This window comes from Streptomyces sp. NPDC126510 (genome assembly GCF_040302345.1).
Taxonomy (GTDB): Bacteria; Actinomycetota; Actinomycetes; order Streptomycetales; family Streptomycetaceae; genus Streptomyces.
Genome location: NZ_JBEORR010000009.1, coordinates 96199 through 114976, shown reverse-complemented (window position 1 = coordinate 114976; position 18778 = coordinate 96199). Strand labels below are relative to the sequence as shown.

General features: G+C 71.9%; 15 protein-coding genes. 11 read left to right on the top strand and 4 right to left on the bottom strand.

Going from position 1 to position 18778, the window contains the following annotated elements; all coding sequences use genetic code 11:
- Positions 1-259 precede the first annotated feature (259 nt).
- A complete protein-coding gene (locus tag ABTX60_RS14600; RefSeq protein WP_352097403.1) occupies positions 260-1249 on the top strand; it encodes a DUF5926 family protein in 990 nt (329 codons plus the stop codon).
- Positions 1250-1491: 242 nt separating this feature from the next.
- Here the strand turns inward: ABTX60_RS14600 and ABTX60_RS14595 are convergent, their stop codons facing one another.
- Together ABTX60_RS14595 and ABTX60_RS14590 are read right to left on the bottom strand one after the other, a co-directional pair.
- On the bottom strand, positions 1492-2175 hold the full coding sequence (locus tag ABTX60_RS14595) for a hypothetical protein (RefSeq protein ID WP_352097402.1): 684 nt from the start codon (positions 2173-2175) through the stop codon (positions 1492-1494).
- Positions 2176-2230: 55 nt separating this feature from the next.
- On the bottom strand, positions 2231-2896 hold the full coding sequence (locus ABTX60_RS14590; RefSeq protein WP_352097401.1) for a bifunctional DNA primase/polymerase: 666 nt from the start codon (positions 2894-2896) through the stop codon (positions 2231-2233).
- A gap of 621 nt (positions 2897-3517) precedes the next feature.
- On the opposite strand from ABTX60_RS14590, the gene ABTX60_RS14585 reads away from it, so the two are divergent.
- Together ABTX60_RS14585 and ABTX60_RS14580 are read left to right on the top strand one after the other, a co-directional pair.
- The gene (locus ABTX60_RS14585; RefSeq protein ID WP_352097400.1) at positions 3518-4915 is read left to right on the top strand and encodes a PP2C family protein-serine/threonine phosphatase; all 1398 of its coding nucleotides are present in this window, start codon (positions 3518-3520) and stop codon (positions 4913-4915) included.
- Between the two features lie 83 nt (positions 4916-4998).
- Positions 4999-6456, top strand: a complete 1458-nt coding sequence (locus ABTX60_RS14580; RefSeq protein ID WP_352097399.1) for an aminopeptidase P family protein — start codon at positions 4999-5001, stop codon at positions 6454-6456.
- Here the strand turns inward: ABTX60_RS14580 and ABTX60_RS14575 are convergent.
- A complete protein-coding gene (locus tag ABTX60_RS14575) occupies positions 6446-7270 on the bottom strand; it encodes a triphosphoribosyl-dephospho-CoA synthase (protein ID WP_352097398.1) in 825 nt (274 codons plus the stop codon). The genes ABTX60_RS14580 and ABTX60_RS14575 overlap by 11 nt on opposite strands.
- Before the next feature lie 284 nt (positions 7271-7554).
- On the opposite strand from ABTX60_RS14575, the gene ABTX60_RS14570 reads away from it, so the two are divergent.
- Positions 7555-10548 carry a glycine--tRNA ligase gene (locus ABTX60_RS14570; RefSeq protein WP_352097397.1) on the top strand — a complete coding sequence of 998 codons (2994 nt, stop codon included), beginning with the start codon at positions 7555-7557 and terminating at the stop codon, positions 10546-10548.
- A 73-nt stretch (positions 10549-10621) separates the two neighbouring features.
- Here the strand turns inward: ABTX60_RS14570 and ABTX60_RS14565 are convergent, their stop codons facing one another.
- A complete protein-coding gene (locus ABTX60_RS14565; protein WP_352097396.1) occupies positions 10622-11086 on the bottom strand; it encodes an ATP-binding protein in 465 nt (154 codons plus the stop codon).
- A gap of 245 nt (positions 11087-11331) precedes the next feature.
- Here ABTX60_RS14565 and ABTX60_RS14560 point away from each other — a divergent pair, with 245 nt between their 5' ends.
- The 7 genes from ABTX60_RS14560 to pheA all read left to right on the top strand — a co-directional run bounded on the left by ABTX60_RS14560 (position 11332) and on the right by pheA (position 18572).
- The gene (locus ABTX60_RS14560; RefSeq protein WP_352097395.1) at positions 11332-12153 is read left to right on the top strand and encodes a hypothetical protein; all 822 of its coding nucleotides are present in this window, start codon (positions 11332-11334) and stop codon (positions 12151-12153) included.
- A gap of 119 nt (positions 12154-12272) precedes the next feature.
- Positions 12273-13010, top strand: a complete 738-nt coding sequence (locus ABTX60_RS14555) for a YcnI family copper-binding membrane protein (RefSeq protein ID WP_352097394.1) — start codon at positions 12273-12275, stop codon at positions 13008-13010.
- 94 nt (positions 13011-13104) lie between these two features.
- Positions 13105-13758, top strand: coding sequence for an SCO family protein (locus ABTX60_RS14550; RefSeq protein WP_352097393.1), 654 nt, complete (start codon positions 13105-13107; stop codon positions 13756-13758).
- The gene (locus ABTX60_RS14545) at positions 13755-14228 is read left to right on the top strand and encodes a copper chaperone PCu(A)C (RefSeq protein ID WP_352097392.1); all 474 of its coding nucleotides are present in this window, start codon (positions 13755-13757) and stop codon (positions 14226-14228) included. Before ABTX60_RS14550 ends, ABTX60_RS14545 begins: the two co-directional genes overlap by 4 nt.
- Positions 14229-14241: 13 nt before the next feature.
- Positions 14242-16272: a copper resistance CopC/CopD family protein gene (locus tag ABTX60_RS14540; RefSeq protein WP_352097391.1), complete on the top strand. Its 2031-nt coding sequence runs from the start codon at positions 14242-14244 to the stop codon at positions 16270-16272.
- Between the two features lie 6 nt (positions 16273-16278).
- Entirely contained in the window at positions 16279-17577 is a 1299-nt protein-coding gene (gene efeB, locus ABTX60_RS14535; protein ID WP_352097390.1) for an iron uptake transporter deferrochelatase/peroxidase subunit, read from the top strand.
- A gap of 62 nt (positions 17578-17639) precedes the next feature.
- Positions 17640-18572, top strand: a complete 933-nt coding sequence (gene pheA, locus ABTX60_RS14530; protein ID WP_352097389.1) for a prephenate dehydratase — start codon at positions 17640-17642, stop codon at positions 18570-18572.
- Positions 18573-18778 lie beyond the last annotated feature (206 nt).

Sequence of the window (18778 nt, the reverse complement as noted above, 5' to 3'; positions counted from 1 at the left end):
GACTGAGACCCGACGGGGGCCGAGACCGGCAGGGACCGAGACCGATGGGGACGGGAACCGGCAGGGACCGAGACCGATGGGGACGGGAACCGGCAGGGACCGAGACCGACGGAGACGGGAACCGGCAGGGACCGAGACCGACGGAGACCGAGCGCGTACGCCGCGCGGGTCGGGTGTTGTCCACAGGACCCCGTGACCCGGGGCACGAACGGCTAGGCTCGCGACCGTACGAGACGAGCCGTAACCGGGAGACCCATCGATGGCCAAGAAGCGACCCCAGACGAAGGCCAAGCGCCCGCAGACCTCGGGCGGGGCCCGCACCGCAGGTGCTGAGGGAGACGTTCCGGTCGTCGGCGCTCGTGAGCCCTGCCCCTGCGGCAGCGGCCGCCGCTACAAGGCCTGCCACGGCCGGGCCGCCTCGCACGCCGCGACCGAGCTGGTGCACCGCCCCTTCGAGGGCCTGCCCGGCGAGTGCGACTGGGTGGCCCTGCGCGAGCTGGTCCCGGCGGCCACGGTCGAGCTGACCCTCAAGGACGGCCTGCCCGAGGGCGTCCCGGCGGTCACCCTGGCCACGGTCCTTCCCATGGCCTGGCCGGCGCTGCGCCGCGACGACGGCTCGGTCCTGATCGGACTGCAGAACGACACCTCGTCCGGCGACATCAGCCGCGACCTCGCCGACACCCTCCAGCGCGCCCTCGAGGCCCAGCCCGGCACGCCCGTCCAGGGCCGCCGTGCCCCGGCCGACAGCCCGCGGTTGCAGGATCTGCTCGACCCCGAGGGCGCCTTCGAGCCAGAAGTGCACAGCGGCTTCGAGTTCTGGGTGCCGGACCCGGAGAACGCCACGCCCGACGTGACCGCCTCCCTGGAGCGGGCCAACGCCGCGGCCATCCCGACGGTCAAGCTCCAGAGCGTGGACGCCGCGTACTGGTGCGAGACGCCGGAGAAGAACCATCTGCGGTGGGTCATGCCGCACGCCGAGGAACTGCTGCTGGACGCCCTCGCCCGGCTGCACGCCGCTGGCCGTTCCAGCCTCGGGGAGGGCACCCGCCTGGTGGGGTCCTTCCGCGCTCACGGGCTCACGGTGCCGGTGTGGGACCTGCCCAGCGGGGTCACCGCCGAGGACGTGGAGAAGCCGGCGGCGGAGTTCGCCGAGCGCCTCGCCGCCGCCCTGGCGACGGACGCGCCGCTCACCGCGGACGAGCGCCGCGCCCGCGGCGGCCTCACCAACCGGCAGGTCACTCTCAGCTGACGACCGCCCCGGTGGTCCGGCCGGCCGGACCACCGGCCGGCCCGCCTCCGGGTCACAACTCCCGTCAGGGACAAGCCAGTCGGTGACTGGAAAGGCGAGTTCGAATTTGCGAACCGCCGATCTCTTGTTACCGTTCCTGTAGCCCGGTTGCTGGTGCATCCCCCGTCGCCAGCAACCGGGTCTTTGCGTCTCTGCATCCGTTCACGGAACGCAGCAGCTCCTCAACTACCTGTTCACGCGGGCTAGTTGCTCCCCGAGCGCAGCAGCAGCGGTCCCTGCCCGCCCCGCTCGGCGAACTCCGCGACGGCCGTGTACGCCGCCGGCTTTCCGCGTACGGGCTCCCGAGGTGTCTCGCACGTCCCCGGCTCGTCCCCCGCCTCCAGGGCACACATCATCCGCACCGAGCGGTCGCCAGGACCCATCAGGCTCAGGACGGCGTCCAGCGCCTCGCCCGTCGTATTGCGGTAGTAGGTCCGCGCCCAGGTCTCGGCCCCCTGCGTCACCACACAGGTCTGCGCCTCGACGCCGTCGGGTGAGATGAGGTCGGGACCGCAGCGCACGGCGGTCGACAGGCCGTGGCCGAGCGCCGGAAGGCCGGGGGCACCGGAGGGCGCCCCGGGCGCCTTGCCGTCGGCACGCCGGGGAGGCCCTACGGCAGCGGAACCCGGCGAGCGGGGGCCGGCACCGGAATCGGAACCGGACGCGCGGGAGCCCGCGTCGGACGCGCGGGAGCCGGCACCTGAATCGGACGTGCGGGTGCCCTCGCCCACCGAACCCGCTGCCCGCTCGGCCCCCGGCGACTCCACCGGCCCCGCGGACGCCACCGCCAGCGGCAGTGCGATCGCGCACGCCGCCACGACGCCCGCGAGGGCGAACAGTCTGGTCTTTCGAGGTTCCCGGGAGCGGCCCCGGGCGTGACGCCGCATGGTTCCGGAACTTAACGCCCCGGGGCTGGCGCCGGGCTCGGCGCGCCCGGCAGCTCTAGAACTCGGGCGCGCTCACACCCGTACGAGTGAGTGCCTCGACCACGGCGTCCACCACGGCCTCGACATCGGGCACCCACGGCGAGGCCGAGCCGGGCAGCGGCGCGCGCTCCCAGCGGATCTCGCCCTGGCCCGTCTCGGAGGGCGGCAGCGCAAGGTAGCCGCCCTCGCCGTGGAAGCGGAGTGAGCCGGGCACGAAGTCCTTGGCGTAGAGCAGTTCCCCGAGCTGCTCCATGGAGTACGGCTTGACGAGGATCGCCCAGCGGGCAGGGGAGGCGACGACCGGGCCGAGCCGCATGCCCATCTGGTCGAGCGCCTTGAGGGCGCGGGCGGCCGGCAGGGCCGGCAGCGAGACCGCGCAAGGCGCGAGACCGCCGGTGGCCAGCACGATCGGCGCGGTCGGCCGGTTGGCCCACCACCAGCGCACCATGCGTCCGTCGGTGGTCGCCGCGAGGAGGCCGGGGTCGAAGGGGTGCGCGCCGGGCACCGTGCAGTCGGGGTCGGGGCAGCTGCAGCGGGAGTGCCCCTGCGGGTCCGCCGCCACGCCCGGGAGTACGGGCCACTGCCACTGCGTCGCGTAGGTCAGGGCCGCGTCGATCAGCTCAGGCTTCCCGTCGCCGCGCTGAGACAAGAGCCTGCGTCGCCTTCCGAGGATCTCGCGCATGAGCGCTCGTTCCTTTCCGTTGCACGCCTGGCAACACCGTGGTCACATCACATCATGTGTCGATCACTTCACTGTGCGTACCTGTTGGCGCATCACACCCCTGCTTGAAGCAAGGGGAACCCCTGTGGGTCGAGCTTTGGGCTGCCTCCGCGGCCGTCCCGCCCATACTGCGTCTGTCGAAAGCACGGGCCTGGCGTAGGGGGTGGCGAAGTATGGCGTTTGCCGTCGCGCGTATTTCTCTCCGCCTCCGCCACGGGAGGATGGGGCACGGTCGTCGGTGGATAGGACGCCCGGTTCCGTCACCAGGTTCCGGGTGGTTCTCAACCACCCCTGGCCTTCACCGAGTACGTACCCATCACGACCGTTGTGACGCTCCGTCGAGCAAGCCCAGTCGACCGCAATAAGCCGTCCCCTGAGGCAGTTTTAAGCCAACTTTGCATTTCCGCAAGAGGAAGGAGAGTTGTTCCCTCGCACCTCACGGACACCAGGAATCCCGGCAGGACAATGCTGGACATCTCCTCACGAGTGCGTGTACATGTGGAGACACTGCTGGCGACGCAGAATGACATGGGGGTTTGCGATGCTTTTGAGCAGTACGTGCCGGTTGAAAGGCCGGACGCCATGAACGCTCCGCACCCTCCGAAAGTGGCCGGAATCGATTCAACGGTTCCGGCACCCGCACACACTGTCGCGCCCGTGGCGGCGGGCTCGTCCGCGGCCGTACCCGCGAACCCGCCGGCCCCTGCCGGTGCCGTGCTCCAGGACCGTCTCGCCGGCTGGGTCTCCGACCTCACCACGCTGCACGAGCTCACCGAACGCCTGGCCCGCACCACCACGCTCGACGAGGCGCTCCAGGAAGTACTGCGGGCCGGCGCCGCCCTGGTGGGCGCCCGGCGCGGCCTCGTCGTCCTGGAACCCGGCGACGGACTCGGCCCGGACACCACCATCGGCCTGGGCCTCGCCCGCGCCGATCTCGGCCACATCGAGACCGTGCCGCGCAGCGCCATGTCCTACGGCCGGATCCTCGACGGACCTCCGGGCGACGAGGACGGCATCGCCGACCCCGACCTCTTCGCCCAGGAGGGGCTCGACCCCCGCCACCGCGCGGTCGCGGCCCGCCTCGGTTACGCCGCCAGCTATGCCCTCCCCCTGACCGCCGACACCGCCGTCCGCCTCGGCGCCGCCGTCTGGCTCTACGACGAGCCCGCCGAACCGGGCGAGCGGCAGCGCCATCTCGCCGGCCTCTACACGCGGTACGCCGCCGAGCACCTGGCCCGCCTCCTCGAACTGGAACGCACCCGCACGTCCATGGCCACGATGTCGGACGAACTGCTGCCCGCGCGGCTGCCCCGGGTGAGCGGCGTCCAGCTCGCGGCCCGGCACCGCACCGGCCCGCGCGGTGGCGGCGACTGGTACGACGCGCTGCCGCTGCCCGACTCCGCCCTCGGTCTCGCCGTCGGATCCGTCACCGGCTCGGGTCCCAGTGCGGTCGCCGCGATGGGGCGGCTGCGGGCGTCGCTGCGCGCGTACGCCGTGATGGAGGGGGAGGACCCGGTCGCCGTCCTGTCCGACCTGGAGCTGCTGCTGCGGCTGACCGAACCGGCCCGGTCGGCCACCGCGCTGTTCGGCTACTGCGAACCGGCCGCGCGCAAGATCACGCTGGCCGGTGCCGGGCACAGCCCGCCGCTGCTGATCGGACAGCGCCGCACCGAGTTCGTCGAGACGTCCGTCTCCGCCCCGCTGGGCATGCTCGCCTGCTGGGAGGCGCCCAGCGTGGAGATCCTCGCCGAACCCGGAGAGACGGTTCTGCTCTACACCGACGGGCTGCTGCACCGCACCGGCGAGGCCACCGACCGTGCCTTCGCCCGGCTGCACGCGGCGGCGGCGTCGGTGCCCCGGGCTCTGCGCGGCGACCCCGGCGCCATCGCCGACCACGTTCTGCGGAGCGTGCTGCCGGACGGGCTGGACGCGGCCGACGGTGCGGAGGACGTCGTCCTGCTTGCGGTCCGGTTCGAGTAACGCTCCTCGTCATCGCCCTGGGCCCCCTTCTCCGCCGCCGTACAGTGGACGGTGGTCCAGTGCCGTTATCGAGGAGGATGACCGTGGCCGAGGAGCTCACACCGGCGAACCCGGACGAGAGCGAAGAGCCGATCAAGCAGCGGAAGAACGGACTGTACCCGGGCGTGTCCGACGAGCTGGCCGAGAACATGAAGAGCGGCTGGGCCGACACCGAGCTGCGCGACCTCGAGCCCATCCCCCAGGCCGCCGAGACCGCCGCCCGCCGGGCCGCGCTGTCCGCGCGCTTCCCGGGTGAGCGTCTGGTCATCCCCGCGGGCAACCTGAAGACCCGCTCGAACGACACCGAGTACGCCTTCCGCGCCTCCGTCGAGTACGCCTACCTCACCGGCAACCAGACCGAGGACGGCGTCCTGGTCCTGGAGCCCGCAGCCGAGGGCCACGAGGCGACGATCTACCTCCTGCCGCGCTCCGACCGCGAGAACGGCGAGTTCTGGCTGGACGGCCAGGGCGAGCTGTGGGTCGGCCGCCGGCACTCCCTCACCGAGGCCGGGACCCTGTACGGCATCCCCGCCTCCGACGTCCGCGAGCTGGCCGGCGCCCTGCGCGAGGCCACCGGCCCGGTGCGGGTCGTGCGCGGGTACGACGCCGGCATCGAGGCGGCCCTGACCGACAAGGTCACCGCGGAGCGCGACGAGGAGCTGCGGGTCTTCCTCTCCGAGGCGCGCCTGGTCAAGGACGAGTTCGAGATCGGCGAGCTGCAGAAGGCAGTCGACTCGACCGTGCGTGGCTTCGAGGACGTGGTGAAGGTCCTCGACAAGGCCGAGGCGACCTCCGAGCGGTACATCGAGGGCACCTTCTTCCTCCGCGCCCGCGTGGAGGGCAACGACGTCGGCTACGGCACGATCGCCGCGGCCGGGCCGCACGCCTGCACGCTGCACTGGGTGCGCAACGACGGAGCCGTGCGCTCGGGCGAGCTGCTGCTGCTCGACGCGGGTGTGGAGACGCACACGTACTACACGGCCGACGTCACACGGACGTTGCCGATCAACGGCCGCTTCAGCGACCTCCAGCGCAAGATCTACGACGCCGTGTACGAGGCTCAGGAAGCCGGGATCGCGGCGGTGAAGCCGGGTGCGAAGTACCGCGACTTCCACGACGCCGCCCAGCGGGTGCTGGCCGAGCGGCTCGTCGAGTGGGGGCTCGTCGAGGGGCCCGTGGAGCGGGTGCTGGAGCTGGGTCTGCAGCGGCGCTGGACGCTGCACGGCACGGGTCACATGCTGGGCATGGACGTGCACGACTGCGCTGCCGCGCGGGTCGAGTCGTACGTGGACGGTGTCCTCGAGCCGGGGATGTGCCTGACCGTGGAGCCTGGGCTGTACTTCCAGGCCGATGACCTGACGGTGCCGGAGGAGTACCGGGGCATCGGGGTGCGGATCGAGGACGACATCCTCGTGACGGAGGGCGGCAACCGGAATCTCAGTGCGGCACTGCCTCGGCGGTCCGACGAGGTCGAGGCGTGGATGGCCTCTCTCAAGGGCTGACCCCCAAGGCGTCCAGGAACAGTGCGCCTGCCAGGAGAGGGGCGCTGCCGCTCGGGCTCCAGGCACGGCTGGTCAGCTCGGTGTCCAGGGCACTGAGAGCTTCGGTGCCCGGCCGCGTTGCCGTGCCGCCCTCTTCCAGGACACCGCGCGCTCCCGCCTGCACATGACGTAGCCCCCTCGGCCCCGCCGTGTACAGCAGTTCCGTGTCCTGGAGGGTGGACATCACCGTGAGCAGGGCGTCCAACCGGGCCTGGGCCTCTGTGGCACCCCGGGCGCGTGACGTGGTGAGGGCGGTCAGGGCGCGGCGGACGTGCGGGAAGCCGGCCCTGGCCTCTCCCCTCGCCCCGGCCGCGCCGTAGCGGGCCGACACCGTGGAGCCGCGCGAGGGGCGGCGCGGGGCGCGGCGGTCCGGGTGGGCGGCCAGCTCTTTGGCCAGGGCCATGGTGTCGTCCGCCCCGGCTCCCGGCCGCAGGGCCGCCGCCGCCACCAGCAGGCCCAGCGTCCACAGGGCGCCTCGATGGCCGCCACCCGCCAGCGCCACCGAGTGTTCGGTGGAGCGGCCGATCGCTCCCAGATCCGCGCGGAGACTGGCGCTGGGCTCGCCCGTGCGGCGGGCCGTGGCGGCCATCGCGGTGAGGCCGGGGAGCAGCGCCCTGGCCGACCACCGCAGGGCGCTGTGGTCCCGGGCCGTGCGCTCCCGCGGATCGGGCAGACCCGGCTTCGGCGCCAGGGCCAGCTGACCGAACAGGGCGTCGACGGCGGTCCGTGCGAGTGCCTCGTCCTCGCGGTCGTCGCTGTGCTGCGTTCCCGTCATAGGACCGGGAATGTAGGGGTGCCACCCGTCAGACGGATGGGTCCCGGCTGTGGGCCGGCTGTGCATCGCCGCTGAGGGCCACGTCCCCAAAGGGGCGCGGGGAACTGCGCGATCAGCCACACAGGACCCGCGCCCGCCCACGGCGATCAAGTGGAACCCACCCCAACGGCCTCCCCCCAGCACGCGTCCGACCGGTCGGTCAAGAAACAGCAGGTCAGCGCTAGTTGACGTATGAGATCATGGCCGACCTTGCCGGTCCGACTCGGGGAACAGGCGCGATCATCATGAAGAACGTTCAGACGGCGCTGACCATGCAGGACGCCATCCTCACCCTGCAGAAGTACTGGAGCGACAACGGCTGCATGATCACGCAGCCGCTGAACACCGAGGTCGGAGCCGGTACGGCCAACCCGGCCACGGCACTGCGGGTGCTCGGTCCCGAGCCGTGGAGCGTCGCCTACGTGGAGCCGAGCGTGCGGCCGGACGACTCGCGTTACGGCGAGAACCCCAACCGACTCCAGACCCACACCCAGTTCCAGGTCATCCTCAAGCCCGACCCCGGCAATCCGCAGGAGCTGTACCTGGGCAGCCTGCGCGCCCTGGGTGTCGATCTCAACGCCCACGACGTGCGGTTCGTCGAGGACAACTGGGCCTCTCCCGCGCTCGGCGCCTGGGGGCTGGGCTGGGAGGTCTGGCTGGATGGCATGGAGATCACCCAGTTCACCTACTTCCAGCAGGTCGGCGGCGTCGCCCTGGACCCGGTGTCGGTGGAGATCACGTACGGGCTCGAACGCATCCTGATGAACCTTCAGGGCGTGTCCCACTTCAAGGACATCGCCTACGCGCCGGGCATCACCTACGGCGAGGTGTTCGGCCAGAACGAGTACGAGATGAGCCGCTACTACCTCGACGACGCCGACATCGACACCAACCACCGGCTGTTCGAGTCGTACGCGGCCGAGGCCCGGCGCCTGCTGGACCTGGAGCTGCCCGTCCCGGCGTACACGTACGTGCTGAAGTGCAGCCACACCTTCAACGTCCTCGACGCACGCGGGGCGATCAGCACCACCGAGCGGGCCAAGGCGTTCTCCCTGATGCGCGGGCTGACGCACGAGACGGCCAAGCTGTGGGAGCGGCGGCGGGCCGCGCTGGAGCATCCGCTCGGGCTCGCGGCGGCGCCGGCTCCGGCCGAGCGGGCCATGCTGCCCAAGGTGCCCGGCGTCGAGACGCTGCTGTTCGAGATCGGCGTGGAGGAGCTGCCGTACGCCGACGTCCCGGCCACCACCGAGGCGGTGCGCGAGTCGGTCACCGCCAGGCTCGCCGCGACCCGGCTGGGGCACGGCGCGATCAACGTGATGGCCACACCGCGCCGGATCGTGATCACCGTCGACGGTGTGCAGCCCCGGGAGCGCGACACCATGCGGACCGTGCGCGGGCCCAAGGTCGCCGCCGCCTACAAGGAGGGCGCCCCCACCCCCGCGCTGCTGGGCTTCGCCCGCAGCCAGGGTGCCGAACCGGCCGATGTGCGGGTCGTCGAGGCCAACGGGGTCGAGTACGTGGCGGTCACCCGCCACGAAGAGGGACGTCCGGCCGTCGAGGTGCTCAGCGAACTGCTGGCCGAGGTCGTCTCCGGGCTGCGGGCCGGGCGCAACATGCGCTGGAGCGACCCGGGGCTGTCGTTCTCGCGTCCGGTGCGCTGGCTGCTCGCGCTGCTGGGGCGCACTCCGCTGCCCGTGGTCGTCTCCTCCCTGTCCTCCGGCGACACCACGCGGGTGCAGCGGCAGGCGCCCTACCCGGAGGTCCGGGTGACCTCCGCCGAGGGCTACCCGCACTTCCTGCACATGCACGGCATCCTGCTCGACCGGGAGGCCCGGCGTGGCGCGGTCGTGCGGGGCGCCCTGGAGGCTGCGGCCGAGGTGGGCGGGCGCATCGACGTGGAAGACCAGGCCGGGCTGATCGACGAGATCACCGACATCCTGGAGTTCCCGTACGCGGTGCGGGGCTCGTTCGACGAGCGCTACCTCGAACTGCCCGCGAGTGTCCTGACCACCGTGATGCGCAAGCACCAGCGCTACCTGCCGGTGCTGGACGGCGACCGGCTCATGCCGCACTTCGTGACCTTCGCCAACGCCCTGTGCGACGACGACGTGGTCCGGGCGGGCAACGAGGCGGTGCTGCGGGCCCGTTACGAGGACGCCGCGTTCTTCTGGCGGGCGGACCTGAAGGTGGCGCCGGAGGAATTCCGGCGCCGGCTGGACAAGCTGACCTTCGAGGACCGGCTCGGGACGGTCGCCGACCGCGCCGTCCGGCTCGCCTCCCTCGCCCAGGACCTGGCCGGACGGGCCGGGCTCCCGGAGGAGTCGGTGGAGGTCGTGCGGAGGGCCGGCGCGCTGGCCAAGTTCGACCTGGCCTCGCAGATGGTGATCGAGTTCTCCGGACTGGCCGGGGTCATGGCCGAGGAGTACGCCCGCCGGGCCGGGGAGTCCGCGGAGGTCGCCCGGGCGCTGGCCGAGATGGAGCAGCCCCGCTCCGCCGGTGGCGCCCTTCCGGCCGGGGACGCGGGGGCCGTGCTGTCCCTCGCCGATCGGTTCGACCTGGTGACGGGCATGTTCCTGATCGGCGCCGCGCCGACCGGGAGCTCCGACCCCTATGGGGTGCGCCGGGCCGCGATCGGGCTGCTCAACGTGTTGCGGAGCGTGCCCGCCGTGGCCGGAGTGCGGGTCAGCGAAGGCCTGCGCGCGGCGGCCGTGCGGTATGCCGCTCAGGGCGTCGAGGTGCCCGCCGAGCGGGTCGCCGAAGCCGCCGAGCTCATCACCCGGCGCTACGAGCAGCAGCTCACGGACGCCGGGCACGAACACCGACTCGTCCAGGCCGTACTGGTGTGGGCCGACCGGCCCGCCCACGGCGATCACACACTCGCCACGCTGGAGCGGCATATCGGCAGCGAGGCGTTCGAGGCGCTCGCCGCCGCCTTCCAGCGGGTGGTGCGCATCCTGCCCGAGGGGGGTGTCGAGGCGGCCGACGGGTCCCTGCTGACCGCTCCCGCCGAACTGGCTCTCGTCGAGAGCGCGCAGGCGGTGCGTCAGGCGCTGCAGGGGCGGGAGGACGATCTCGGCGCGCTGGTCGAGGTCTCCGCCCCTCTGGTCGAGGCGATCGGGACCTTCTTCGACGAGGTGCTGGTCATGGACCCCGACCCGGCGGTCCGGGCGGCGCGGCTGGCGCTGCTGACGGACGTGGCGGCGCTGGCGCGTACGACGCTGGACTGGGGAGCGCTGTAGGGCTGCCCATCATGGGCGGTGTTTCACGTGGAACACGGCTGTTTCACGTGAAACACCGCCCCGCCGCGGCAGGTCAGACCGCCATCAGCGGGGCGTCGGAGCGCCACTTCAGGACCTTGTCGAAGCTCACCACGGCTCCGCCCCGGCCCGGCTTGTTGCCGATGTGGACGTGGTCGGCGAGCTCCTCGATGAGACACAGCCCCCTGCCGTTCTCCGCGTCGGAGTGCGCGGGGCGGATCGGCGGGCGGGACAGGCCGGCCGAGGCCGCGGGGAAGCCCGGGCCCGCGTCGGCGACCTCGATCCGGCACTTCTCGCCGTCGAGGTACGCGGTGACCCGGTACGCCTCCGAGCCGGGGCCGCGCTCTGTGTCCCCGCCGTGCTCCACGGCGTTCGCGCACGCCTCGCTGAGGGCGACGGAAAGGTCGTAGGAGATGTCCGGGTCGACGCCCGCGGTTTCCATCGTGCCGATCAGGAGGCGGCGGGCGAGCGGCACGCTCGCAGCTTCGCGCCGCAGATGGAGTGACCACCAAATGCTCATGCTCCAGCCTCCTGGCTGCGGCTCGACATACCGTTACGTATTGCCCTCAGTCCCCCCGCGTAAGCGTGAAGTTGAGGTGATGCCGCCCATACGGCGGATGCGCGCTGGTCCTGATCGGTGTATATGGGGGGAAGGTATCGGCGCATCCAGGGGCGCGCGGGGCCAGAACATGATGTTCCGGTCGTACGGCATCTTGTGGACCTGCCGCACGAGGCCTCGGGGGCCAGTGCGATGATGAGCCCGCCATGACTGCCCCCCACGCGCGCGCGGCGCGCTCCGGACACACGCTCCGGATCCTGCGGGCCGCGGTGTTCGCCGCGGTCTGTGTCGTGCTGGCCGGGGCAGGTCACGCGCTCGCCTCCTGCGACGGCATCCCACTGTGGACGCTGGGCGCCGGATTCCTCGGGGTGGCCGCCGTGGCGGCTCCGCTCGCCGGGCGGGTGCGCTCGCTGGCGGGGATCGCGGCACTGCTCGCGGTCGGTCAGACGGTGCTGCACACGTTGTTCGGCCTCGGCCAGCACGGTACGGCCGCCGTCACGACTTCGGCTCCGGCGGGCGGGGGTGACGCCGCGCTGGTCCAGCAGGCCGCGCGGTTCGTGTGCGGCACGACGGCGGCGGCGATCAGCCCGGCGCAGGCCCACAGGATCCTCACCGACGCCCGGATCCAGCCGTCCACGGGTGCGCACACGCATTCGGCCGCGGACGCCGTGTCCGGATCGTCGGCGTCGCTGTGGCCGTCCCTGCCGATGCTGCTCGGCCACCTCCTCGCGGCGCTCGCCGCCGGCTGGCTGCTGCGTCACGGCGACCTGGCTCTGCTGCGACTCACCGAGCTGTCGTCACAGGGAGTCGCCGAGGGGGCGCTCATGCGCTCCCTGCGGGCCGCTCTTGCCCTGGTTCGCGCCCTGCGCACCGGGCTTCCGGGAGCCCCGGACGTCGACCCGCGCCCGGCGCACACCACTCGGCCCGCACCCCCGATGCCCCGCACGGCGGCGCTCCAGCACACGGTGATCCGGCGCGGCCCGCCGACCGCCACGGCTGCCGCCGCCGCACTCGCCCTCGCCGCCTGACGCGACGCGACCACCACCACTCCGCTTCCGCGGAGGAGGGGCCGCCGTCGTGCGGCACGCGCGTGTGCGCGCATCCCTCCTTCCACATGTAGACCAACTCACAGCGGAGTGCCCCTTCCATGAAGGCTTCCCGTATCGTCGCGGCCGGTGCCGCCGCCGGTATCACCGTTCTCGCCCTGTCCGCCCCCGCCTTCGCGCACGTCACCGTGCAGCCCGAGGGCACGGCCGCCAAGGGCGGCTACGCGGTCATCGACTTCAAGGTCCCCAACGAGCGCGACGATGCCTCGACCACCAAGCTCGAGGTCAACTTCCCGACCGACCACCCGCTGGCCTCCGTCATGCCGGAGCCCATGCCGGGCTGGAAGATCGACGTCACCAAGTCCAAGCTGGACAAGCCGCTGGAGATGCACGGCGAGAAGATCACCGAGGCCGTCACCAAGGTCACCTGGACCGCCGAGGGCAAGGGGATCGAGGCCGGCTACTTCGAGAAGTTCCCGCTCTCCGTCGGCCAGCTGCCCGAGGACACCGACCAGCTGGCCTTCAAGGCCCTCCAGACGTACTCCAACAAGGAGGTCGTCCGCTGGATCGAGGTGCCGCAGAAGGGCAAGGAGGAGCCGGACAACCCGGCCCCGGTGCTGGAGCTGTCCGCGGCCTCCGAGGACGGCCACCACGGCGCGGCCGCCGACGAGGACTCCGACGCCGAGTCGGCCGAGAAGACCTCCGCCGACACCGCCGCCTCCGACTCCGCCGCCGGCACCGACACCACCGCTCGCGTTCTGGGCATCGTCGGCATCGTGGTCGGCGCGGCGGGCGTCGCCTACGGCGTGCTCGCCGGGCGCCGGCGGTCCGACGCCTGAGGCTGCTTCCGTTGACGGCGCGCGCCGGATCCCCGCCCCCGGGCGGGGGCACCCCCGGTGCGCGCCGATTCACCGACATCTGGGACATTTTTCTATGCGCACCAAGACCTTCGCCGCGGCCGCACTGCTCGCCGCCGCCTCCCTGACCCTGACCGCCTGCGGCAGCGGCGACGACAGCGGCAAGCCCGTCTCCGTGGTGTCCGAGGAGGCCGGCTCCGAGAAGGCCGCCACCGTCCTCGACAAGCCGTTCGAGAAGCCGGACCTGGTCCTCACCGACACGCAGGGCAAGAAGTACGACCTCCGCAAGGAGACCGCGGGCAAGCCCACGCTGATCTACTTCGGCTACACCCACTGCCCCGACGTCTGCCCCCTGACGATGAACAACATCGCCGTCGCCAAGAAGCAGCTGCCCAAGGCCGAGCAGGACGAACTGCGCGTCGTCTTCGTCACGACGGATCCCAAGCGCGACACCTCCGCCGAGCTCGGCAAGTGGCTCAAGGGCATCGACAGCCAGTTCGTCGGCCTGACCGGCGACTTCTCGACCATCCAGGCCGGCGCGCGCACCCTCGGCATCTCCATCGAGCCGACGCGCAAGGACAAGAACGGCAAGCTCGTCTCCGAGCACGGCACCCAGGTCATCGCGTTCTCCCCGAAGACCGACGGCGGCTATGTGCTCTACGGCGAGGACGCCACCGTCGACGACTACACCAAGGACCTCCCCAAGATCGTCAAGGGGGAGAACCCGTGAGGCGGCGACTCGTCCCGACGGCCCTCGTCATAGCCGGATCCCTGGCTCTGGCCGGCTGCGGCGGCTCGGCCTCCGGCGACGGAAGCGACTCGGAGAAGCCGGAACTCTCCGCCCGCTCCGCGTACATGCCACAGCCGGTGTCCGACGACATGGCGGCCGGCTTCCTCACCGTCACCAACAAGGGCGGCGCCGCCGACGAGCTGACCTCGGTCACCAGTGACGTCGCCGGGCAGGTCACCGTGCACGAGACGGTCGACGGGGTGATGCAGGAGGTCAAGAGCCTCAAGATCCCCGCGGGCGGCCGGCTGGAGCTGAGGAGCGGCGGCGATCACCTGATGTTCGAGCAGCTGAAGAGCAAGCCGAGGGAAGGCCAGACGGTCTCCGTCGAACTGCACTTCGCGCACTCCGCCCCGGTGAAGGTCGAGATGCCGGTGAAGGCACCGACCTACACCCCGAAGACCGGACACTGAGGGAGGGACCCCTGTGACGCAGACCATCGCCCCCCGCGTCCGGACACTGGTGCTGCTGCTCCTGGCCGCGGCCTGCGCACTCCTCGCCGGAGCCGGCCCGGCCTCCGCGCACGCCGCGGTGACCGGCAGCGACCCCGGGCAGGGGGCGGTGGTCGACAAGGCCCCGGCCCGGATCTCGCTGACCTTCTCCGAACAGGTCGCGCTGTCCGACGACTCGCTGCGCGTCCTCGACCCGGAGGGCAAGCGCGTCGACACGGCCAAGCCGGCCAACGTCAGCGGCACGACGTACGCCGTGCCGCTGCACTCTGGCCTGCCCGACGGCACGTACACGGTGGCCTACCAGGTCGTCTCGGCGGACAGCCATCCCGTCGCCGGCGCCTATACCTTCTCCATCGGGGCCCCCTCCAAGACCTCCGTGTCGGTCTCCGGGCAGTCGACGGACGACGGGCTCGTGGGCTGGCTGTACGGCTTCGGGCGGTACGTGTCCTACGCCGGGTTCATCGTGATGGCCGGTGGCGCCGCCTTCGTACTCGCCTGCTGGCGGCGCGGTTCCGGGGTGCGGCCGGTGCAGCGGTACGTCGTCTCCGGATGGGTCGCGCTCACCGCGGCGACTCTCGCGCTGCTGCTGCTGCGCGGCTCCTTCACGGGCTCCGGGAAGGTCTCCGCCATCTTCGACCTGTCCCTGCTCGGGCAGGTGCTGCAGACCAAGACCGGCGCGGCCCTGGTGTCCCGGCTGCTGCTGCTCGCCGCGGCGGCCCTGTTCATCGCCGTACTGTTCGGCGCCTACGACAAGCGGGAAGACGCCCAGGAGAAGCGGGACCTGACCTTCGGGCTCGCGATCGGCGGTGTCGTCGTGGCGGCCGGGCTCGCGGCGAGCTGGGCGATGTCCGAGCACGCCTCCGTCGGTCTGCAGGCGGGCATCGCCATGCCGGTCGACGTGCTCCATCTGCTGGCCGTCGCCACCTGGCTCGGCGGACTCGGCGCGCTGCTGGTCGCCCTGTACCGCGCGCCCGCCGAGGCGCCCGTCGACGCACCGGCCGTACGCCGCTTCTCCCAGGTCGCCTTCGGCGGCGTCCTCGCCCTGATCGCGACGGGGACATATCAGTCCTGGCGCCAGCTCGGCTCGTGGTCCGCCTTCACCGACACCCGCTACGGCCAGCTCCTCCTCGCCAAGATCGCCCTCGTGGTCGTCCTGGTCGGCGTCGCGTGGATCTCACGCCGGTGGACGGGACGGCTGGCGGAGACGACGCCGGTGGCCGTATCGGAGGAACGGGAGAAGGAGCGGGTCGGCGCGCGGGCGGACGGCGCGGAGAGCACCCGGGGGGTGAAGGCCGCTGCCGCCGCCGGGGACGCCCCTGGCAAGGGCAGCGGGCAGGCCCCCGGCGAGAGCGCGGGCGACGACGAGGCCGACGCCGGCCTCGACGCCGACGAGCAGTCCGCCCCCGAGCCCGCCGGCACCGAACGCGCCGCGCAGCTCGCCCGGCAGCAAGCCGCCCGGGACGCCGCACGCCGGAAGCGGGTGCGGGACGCGGACCCCAACCGCTTCGGGCTGCGCCGCTCCGTGCTGGCCGAGGCGGGCATCGCGGTCGTGCTGCTCGCCGTCACCACCGTGCTGACGCAGACCGAGCCCGGACGCACCGAGCAGGAGGCCAAGGCGGCCACCTCGTCCTCCGCCTCCGCCTCCGCCGACCCGGGCGCGTCCGGGGCGCTGACCCTGAACATGCCGTTCGACACCGGCGGCGAGGACGGCAAGGGCATCGTCACGATCGACCTCGACCCCGCACGCGTGGGCGACAACGAGATGCACGTCTATGTGGAGCGTCCCAACGGCCGGGCCTTCGACATCCCCGAGGTCAAGGTCGAGTTCACCCTGAAAGCCAAGGACATCGGGCCCCTGCCCGTCGTCCCCGACCACCTCGCGACCGGACACTGGTCGGCGAGCGGAGTGCAGATCCCCATGGCCGGCGACTGGCAGGTCGACGTGACCGTGCGGACCTCCGACATCGACGAGGTCACCGTCTCCAAGAACGCGCAGATCGGCTGAACCACCATGCCTGACCAGTCCCTTCCGAAGGCCCGCACCCCCGAGGCCGGTCCAGGGGAGAGCGAAGCAGCCCCCGCCCACGAGGGCATCTCACGGCGGCGGCTGCTCGGTACCGCCGGTGCCACCGGACTCGTCCTCGGCACGGCGGGCGCCGCCGTGGGTCATGCCGCCGCCCCCTCCGAAGCGGCCGCTCCGCTCACCTCCCTCGGCACGGACCGGGCGATGTTTCACGGGAAACATCAGCCCGGCATCACCGACGGCCTCCAGGCACGCGGCCACCTCGTCGCCTTCGACCTGGCGGCGGGTGCCGGACGCAAGGAGGCCGCCGCCCTGCTCCGCCGATGGTCGGAGACGGCCCGGCGGCTGATGGCGGGTGAGCCGAGCACTCACGAGGACACGGACGTCGCCCGGGATGCCGGACCCTCATCGCTGACGATCACCTTCGGCTTCGGCCACAGCTTCTTCGCCAGGACCGGCCTGGAGAAGCAGCGTCCGGCCGCCCTGGACCCGCTGCCCGAGTTCTCGTCCGACCATCTCGACAAGAACCGCAGCAACGGTGACCTGTGGGTGCAGATCGGCGCCAACGACGCCCTGGTCGCCTTCCACGCCCTGCGCGCGATCCAGAAGGACGCGGGCCGGGCGGCGAAGGTGCGCTGGCAGATGAACGGCTTCAACCGCTCGCCGGGCGCCACCTCCCACCCCATGACGGCCCGCAATCTGATGGGCCAGATCGACGGCACCCGCAACCCCAAGCCGTCCGAGTCCGACTTCGACCAGCGCATCTTCGTGCCGGAGAAGCCGGAGAACGGCCAACCGTCCTGGATGGCGAACGGCTCCTACGCCGTCGTACGCCGGATCCGCATGCTCCTCGACGACTGGGAGCAGCTCTCCGTCAAGGCGCAGGAGGACGTGATCGGGCGCCGCAAGTCCGACGGGGCGGCCCTGTCCGGCGGCACCGAGACGACCGCGATGGACCTGGAGAAGACGGACGCCAAGGGCAACCTGGTCGTCCCGATCAACGCCCACGCCCGCATCACCCGGCCCGATCAGAACGGCGGCGCGGCGATGCTCCGCCGTCCCTTCTCCTTCCACGACGGCATCGACGCCGACGGGGTGCCCGACGCGGGTCTGCTCTTCATCTGCTGGCAGGCCGATCCCCTGCGCGGCTTCGTTCCGGTGCAGCGCAAGCTCGACCGAGGCGACGCCCTGTCGCAGTTCATCCGGCACGAGTCGAGCGGACTGTTCGCGGTGCCGGGCGGGGCCGCCGAGGGGGAGTACGTGGGGCAGAAGTTGCTGGAGGGGTGAGAGTTCACCCCTGGGTGTGCGTGTGGGGGATGGCGCTTCCGCGAGCCCATTAGGGTGAGGTCATGCCAGCGAGCTATGCGTATCTCGGCCCTGAGGGCACCTTCACCGAAGTCGCCCTGCGCACGCTTCCCGAGGCCGCCACCCGGGAGCTCATCCCCTACGTGTCCGTCCAGTCCGCGCTCGACGCGGTACGCGCCGGTGAGGCCGAGGCCGCGTTCGTGCCGATCGAGAACTCCGTCGAGGGCGGTATCACCACCACCCTCGACGAACTGGTCGCCGGCGCGCCGCTGATGATCTACCGCGAGGTGCTGCTGTCGATCACCTTCGCGCTGCTGGTCCGCCCGGGCACGAAGCTGTCGGACATCAAGACCGTCTCCGCCCACCCGGCCGCGCAGCCTCAGGTGCGCAATTGGCTGAAGAAGCACCTCCCCGACGCACACTGGGAGTCGGCCGCCTCGAACGCGGACGCCGCCCGACTGGTCCAGGAGGGGCAGTACGACGCCGCCTTCGCGGGGGAGTTCGCGGCGGCCCGCTACGGTCTGGAGGCCCTGGAGACCCAGATCCACGACGCGGAGAACGCCCAGACGCGGTTCGTGCTGGTGGGCCGGCCCGCCCGGCCGGCGGCGCCGACCGGAGCGGACAAGACCTCGATCGTGCTGTGGCAGCGCGACGACCACCCCGGCGGCCTGCGTGACCTGCTGGGTGAGTTCGCCACCCGCGGGATCAACCTCATGCTGCTCCAGTCCCGGCCCACCGGCGCCGGCATCGGCAACTACTGCTTCTGCATCGACGCCGAGGGTCATATCTCCGACCGCCGGGTGGCCGACGCCCTGATGGGTCTGAAGCGGATCTGCCTCCAGGTGCGCTACCTGGGCTCCTACCCGCGCGCGGACATGCGGCCGGCGGATGTGCAGCCGCCGCGGCTGGGGACGTCCGACGAGGAGTTCGCGGGGGCGGCGGACTGGGTCGCGCGGTGCCAGGACGGGCGTTTCTAGTCCGCTCCCGCCCGTTCCGAGCTGGTCACACCTGCTGATTGTCGTTATCCACAGAAGTTATCCACAGGTCCGCTTCTCGACCTGGGGACAAGTCGACAACCAAGCGTGAGTCAGTCGACAAATCGCCCTACTGGCCCTTGATGCGTCCATCACCGGGCAGGTCACCCTTCGTCCACTGTTTTCCCTTGCGTAACCCTTCGAGGTGA

Coding starts and splice junctions, on each gene's coding strand:
- ABTX60_RS14555 (WP_352097394.1), top strand. CDS start 12,273: ATGAAGGCTTCCCGTATCGTCGCGGCCGGTGCCGCCGCCGGTATCACC.
- ABTX60_RS14595 (WP_352097402.1), bottom strand. CDS start 2,175: ATGCGGCGTCACGCCCGGGGCCGCTCCCGGGAACCTCGAAAGACCAGA.
- pheA (WP_352097389.1), top strand. CDS start 17,640: ATGCCAGCGAGCTATGCGTATCTCGGCCCTGAGGGCACCTTCACCGAA.
- ABTX60_RS14585 (WP_352097400.1), top strand. CDS start 3,518: ATGAACGCTCCGCACCCTCCGAAAGTGGCCGGAATCGATTCAACGGTT.
- ABTX60_RS14600 (WP_352097403.1), top strand. CDS start 260: ATGGCCAAGAAGCGACCCCAGACGAAGGCCAAGCGCCCGCAGACCTCG.
- ABTX60_RS14575 (WP_352097398.1), bottom strand. CDS start 7,270: ATGACGGGAACGCAGCACAGCGACGACCGCGAGGACGAGGCACTCGCA.
- ABTX60_RS14570 (WP_352097397.1), top strand. CDS start 7,555: ATGAAGAACGTTCAGACGGCGCTGACCATGCAGGACGCCATCCTCACC.
- ABTX60_RS14590 (WP_352097401.1), bottom strand. CDS start 2,896: ATGCGCGAGATCCTCGGAAGGCGACGCAGGCTCTTGTCTCAGCGCGGC.
- ABTX60_RS14560 (WP_352097395.1), top strand. CDS start 11,332: ATGACTGCCCCCCACGCGCGCGCGGCGCGCTCCGGACACACGCTCCGG.
- efeB (WP_352097390.1), top strand. CDS start 16,279: ATGCCTGACCAGTCCCTTCCGAAGGCCCGCACCCCCGAGGCCGGTCCA.
- ABTX60_RS14565 (WP_352097396.1), bottom strand. CDS start 11,086: ATGAGCATTTGGTGGTCACTCCATCTGCGGCGCGAAGCTGCGAGCGTG.
- ABTX60_RS14550 (WP_352097393.1), top strand. CDS start 13,105: ATGCGCACCAAGACCTTCGCCGCGGCCGCACTGCTCGCCGCCGCCTCC.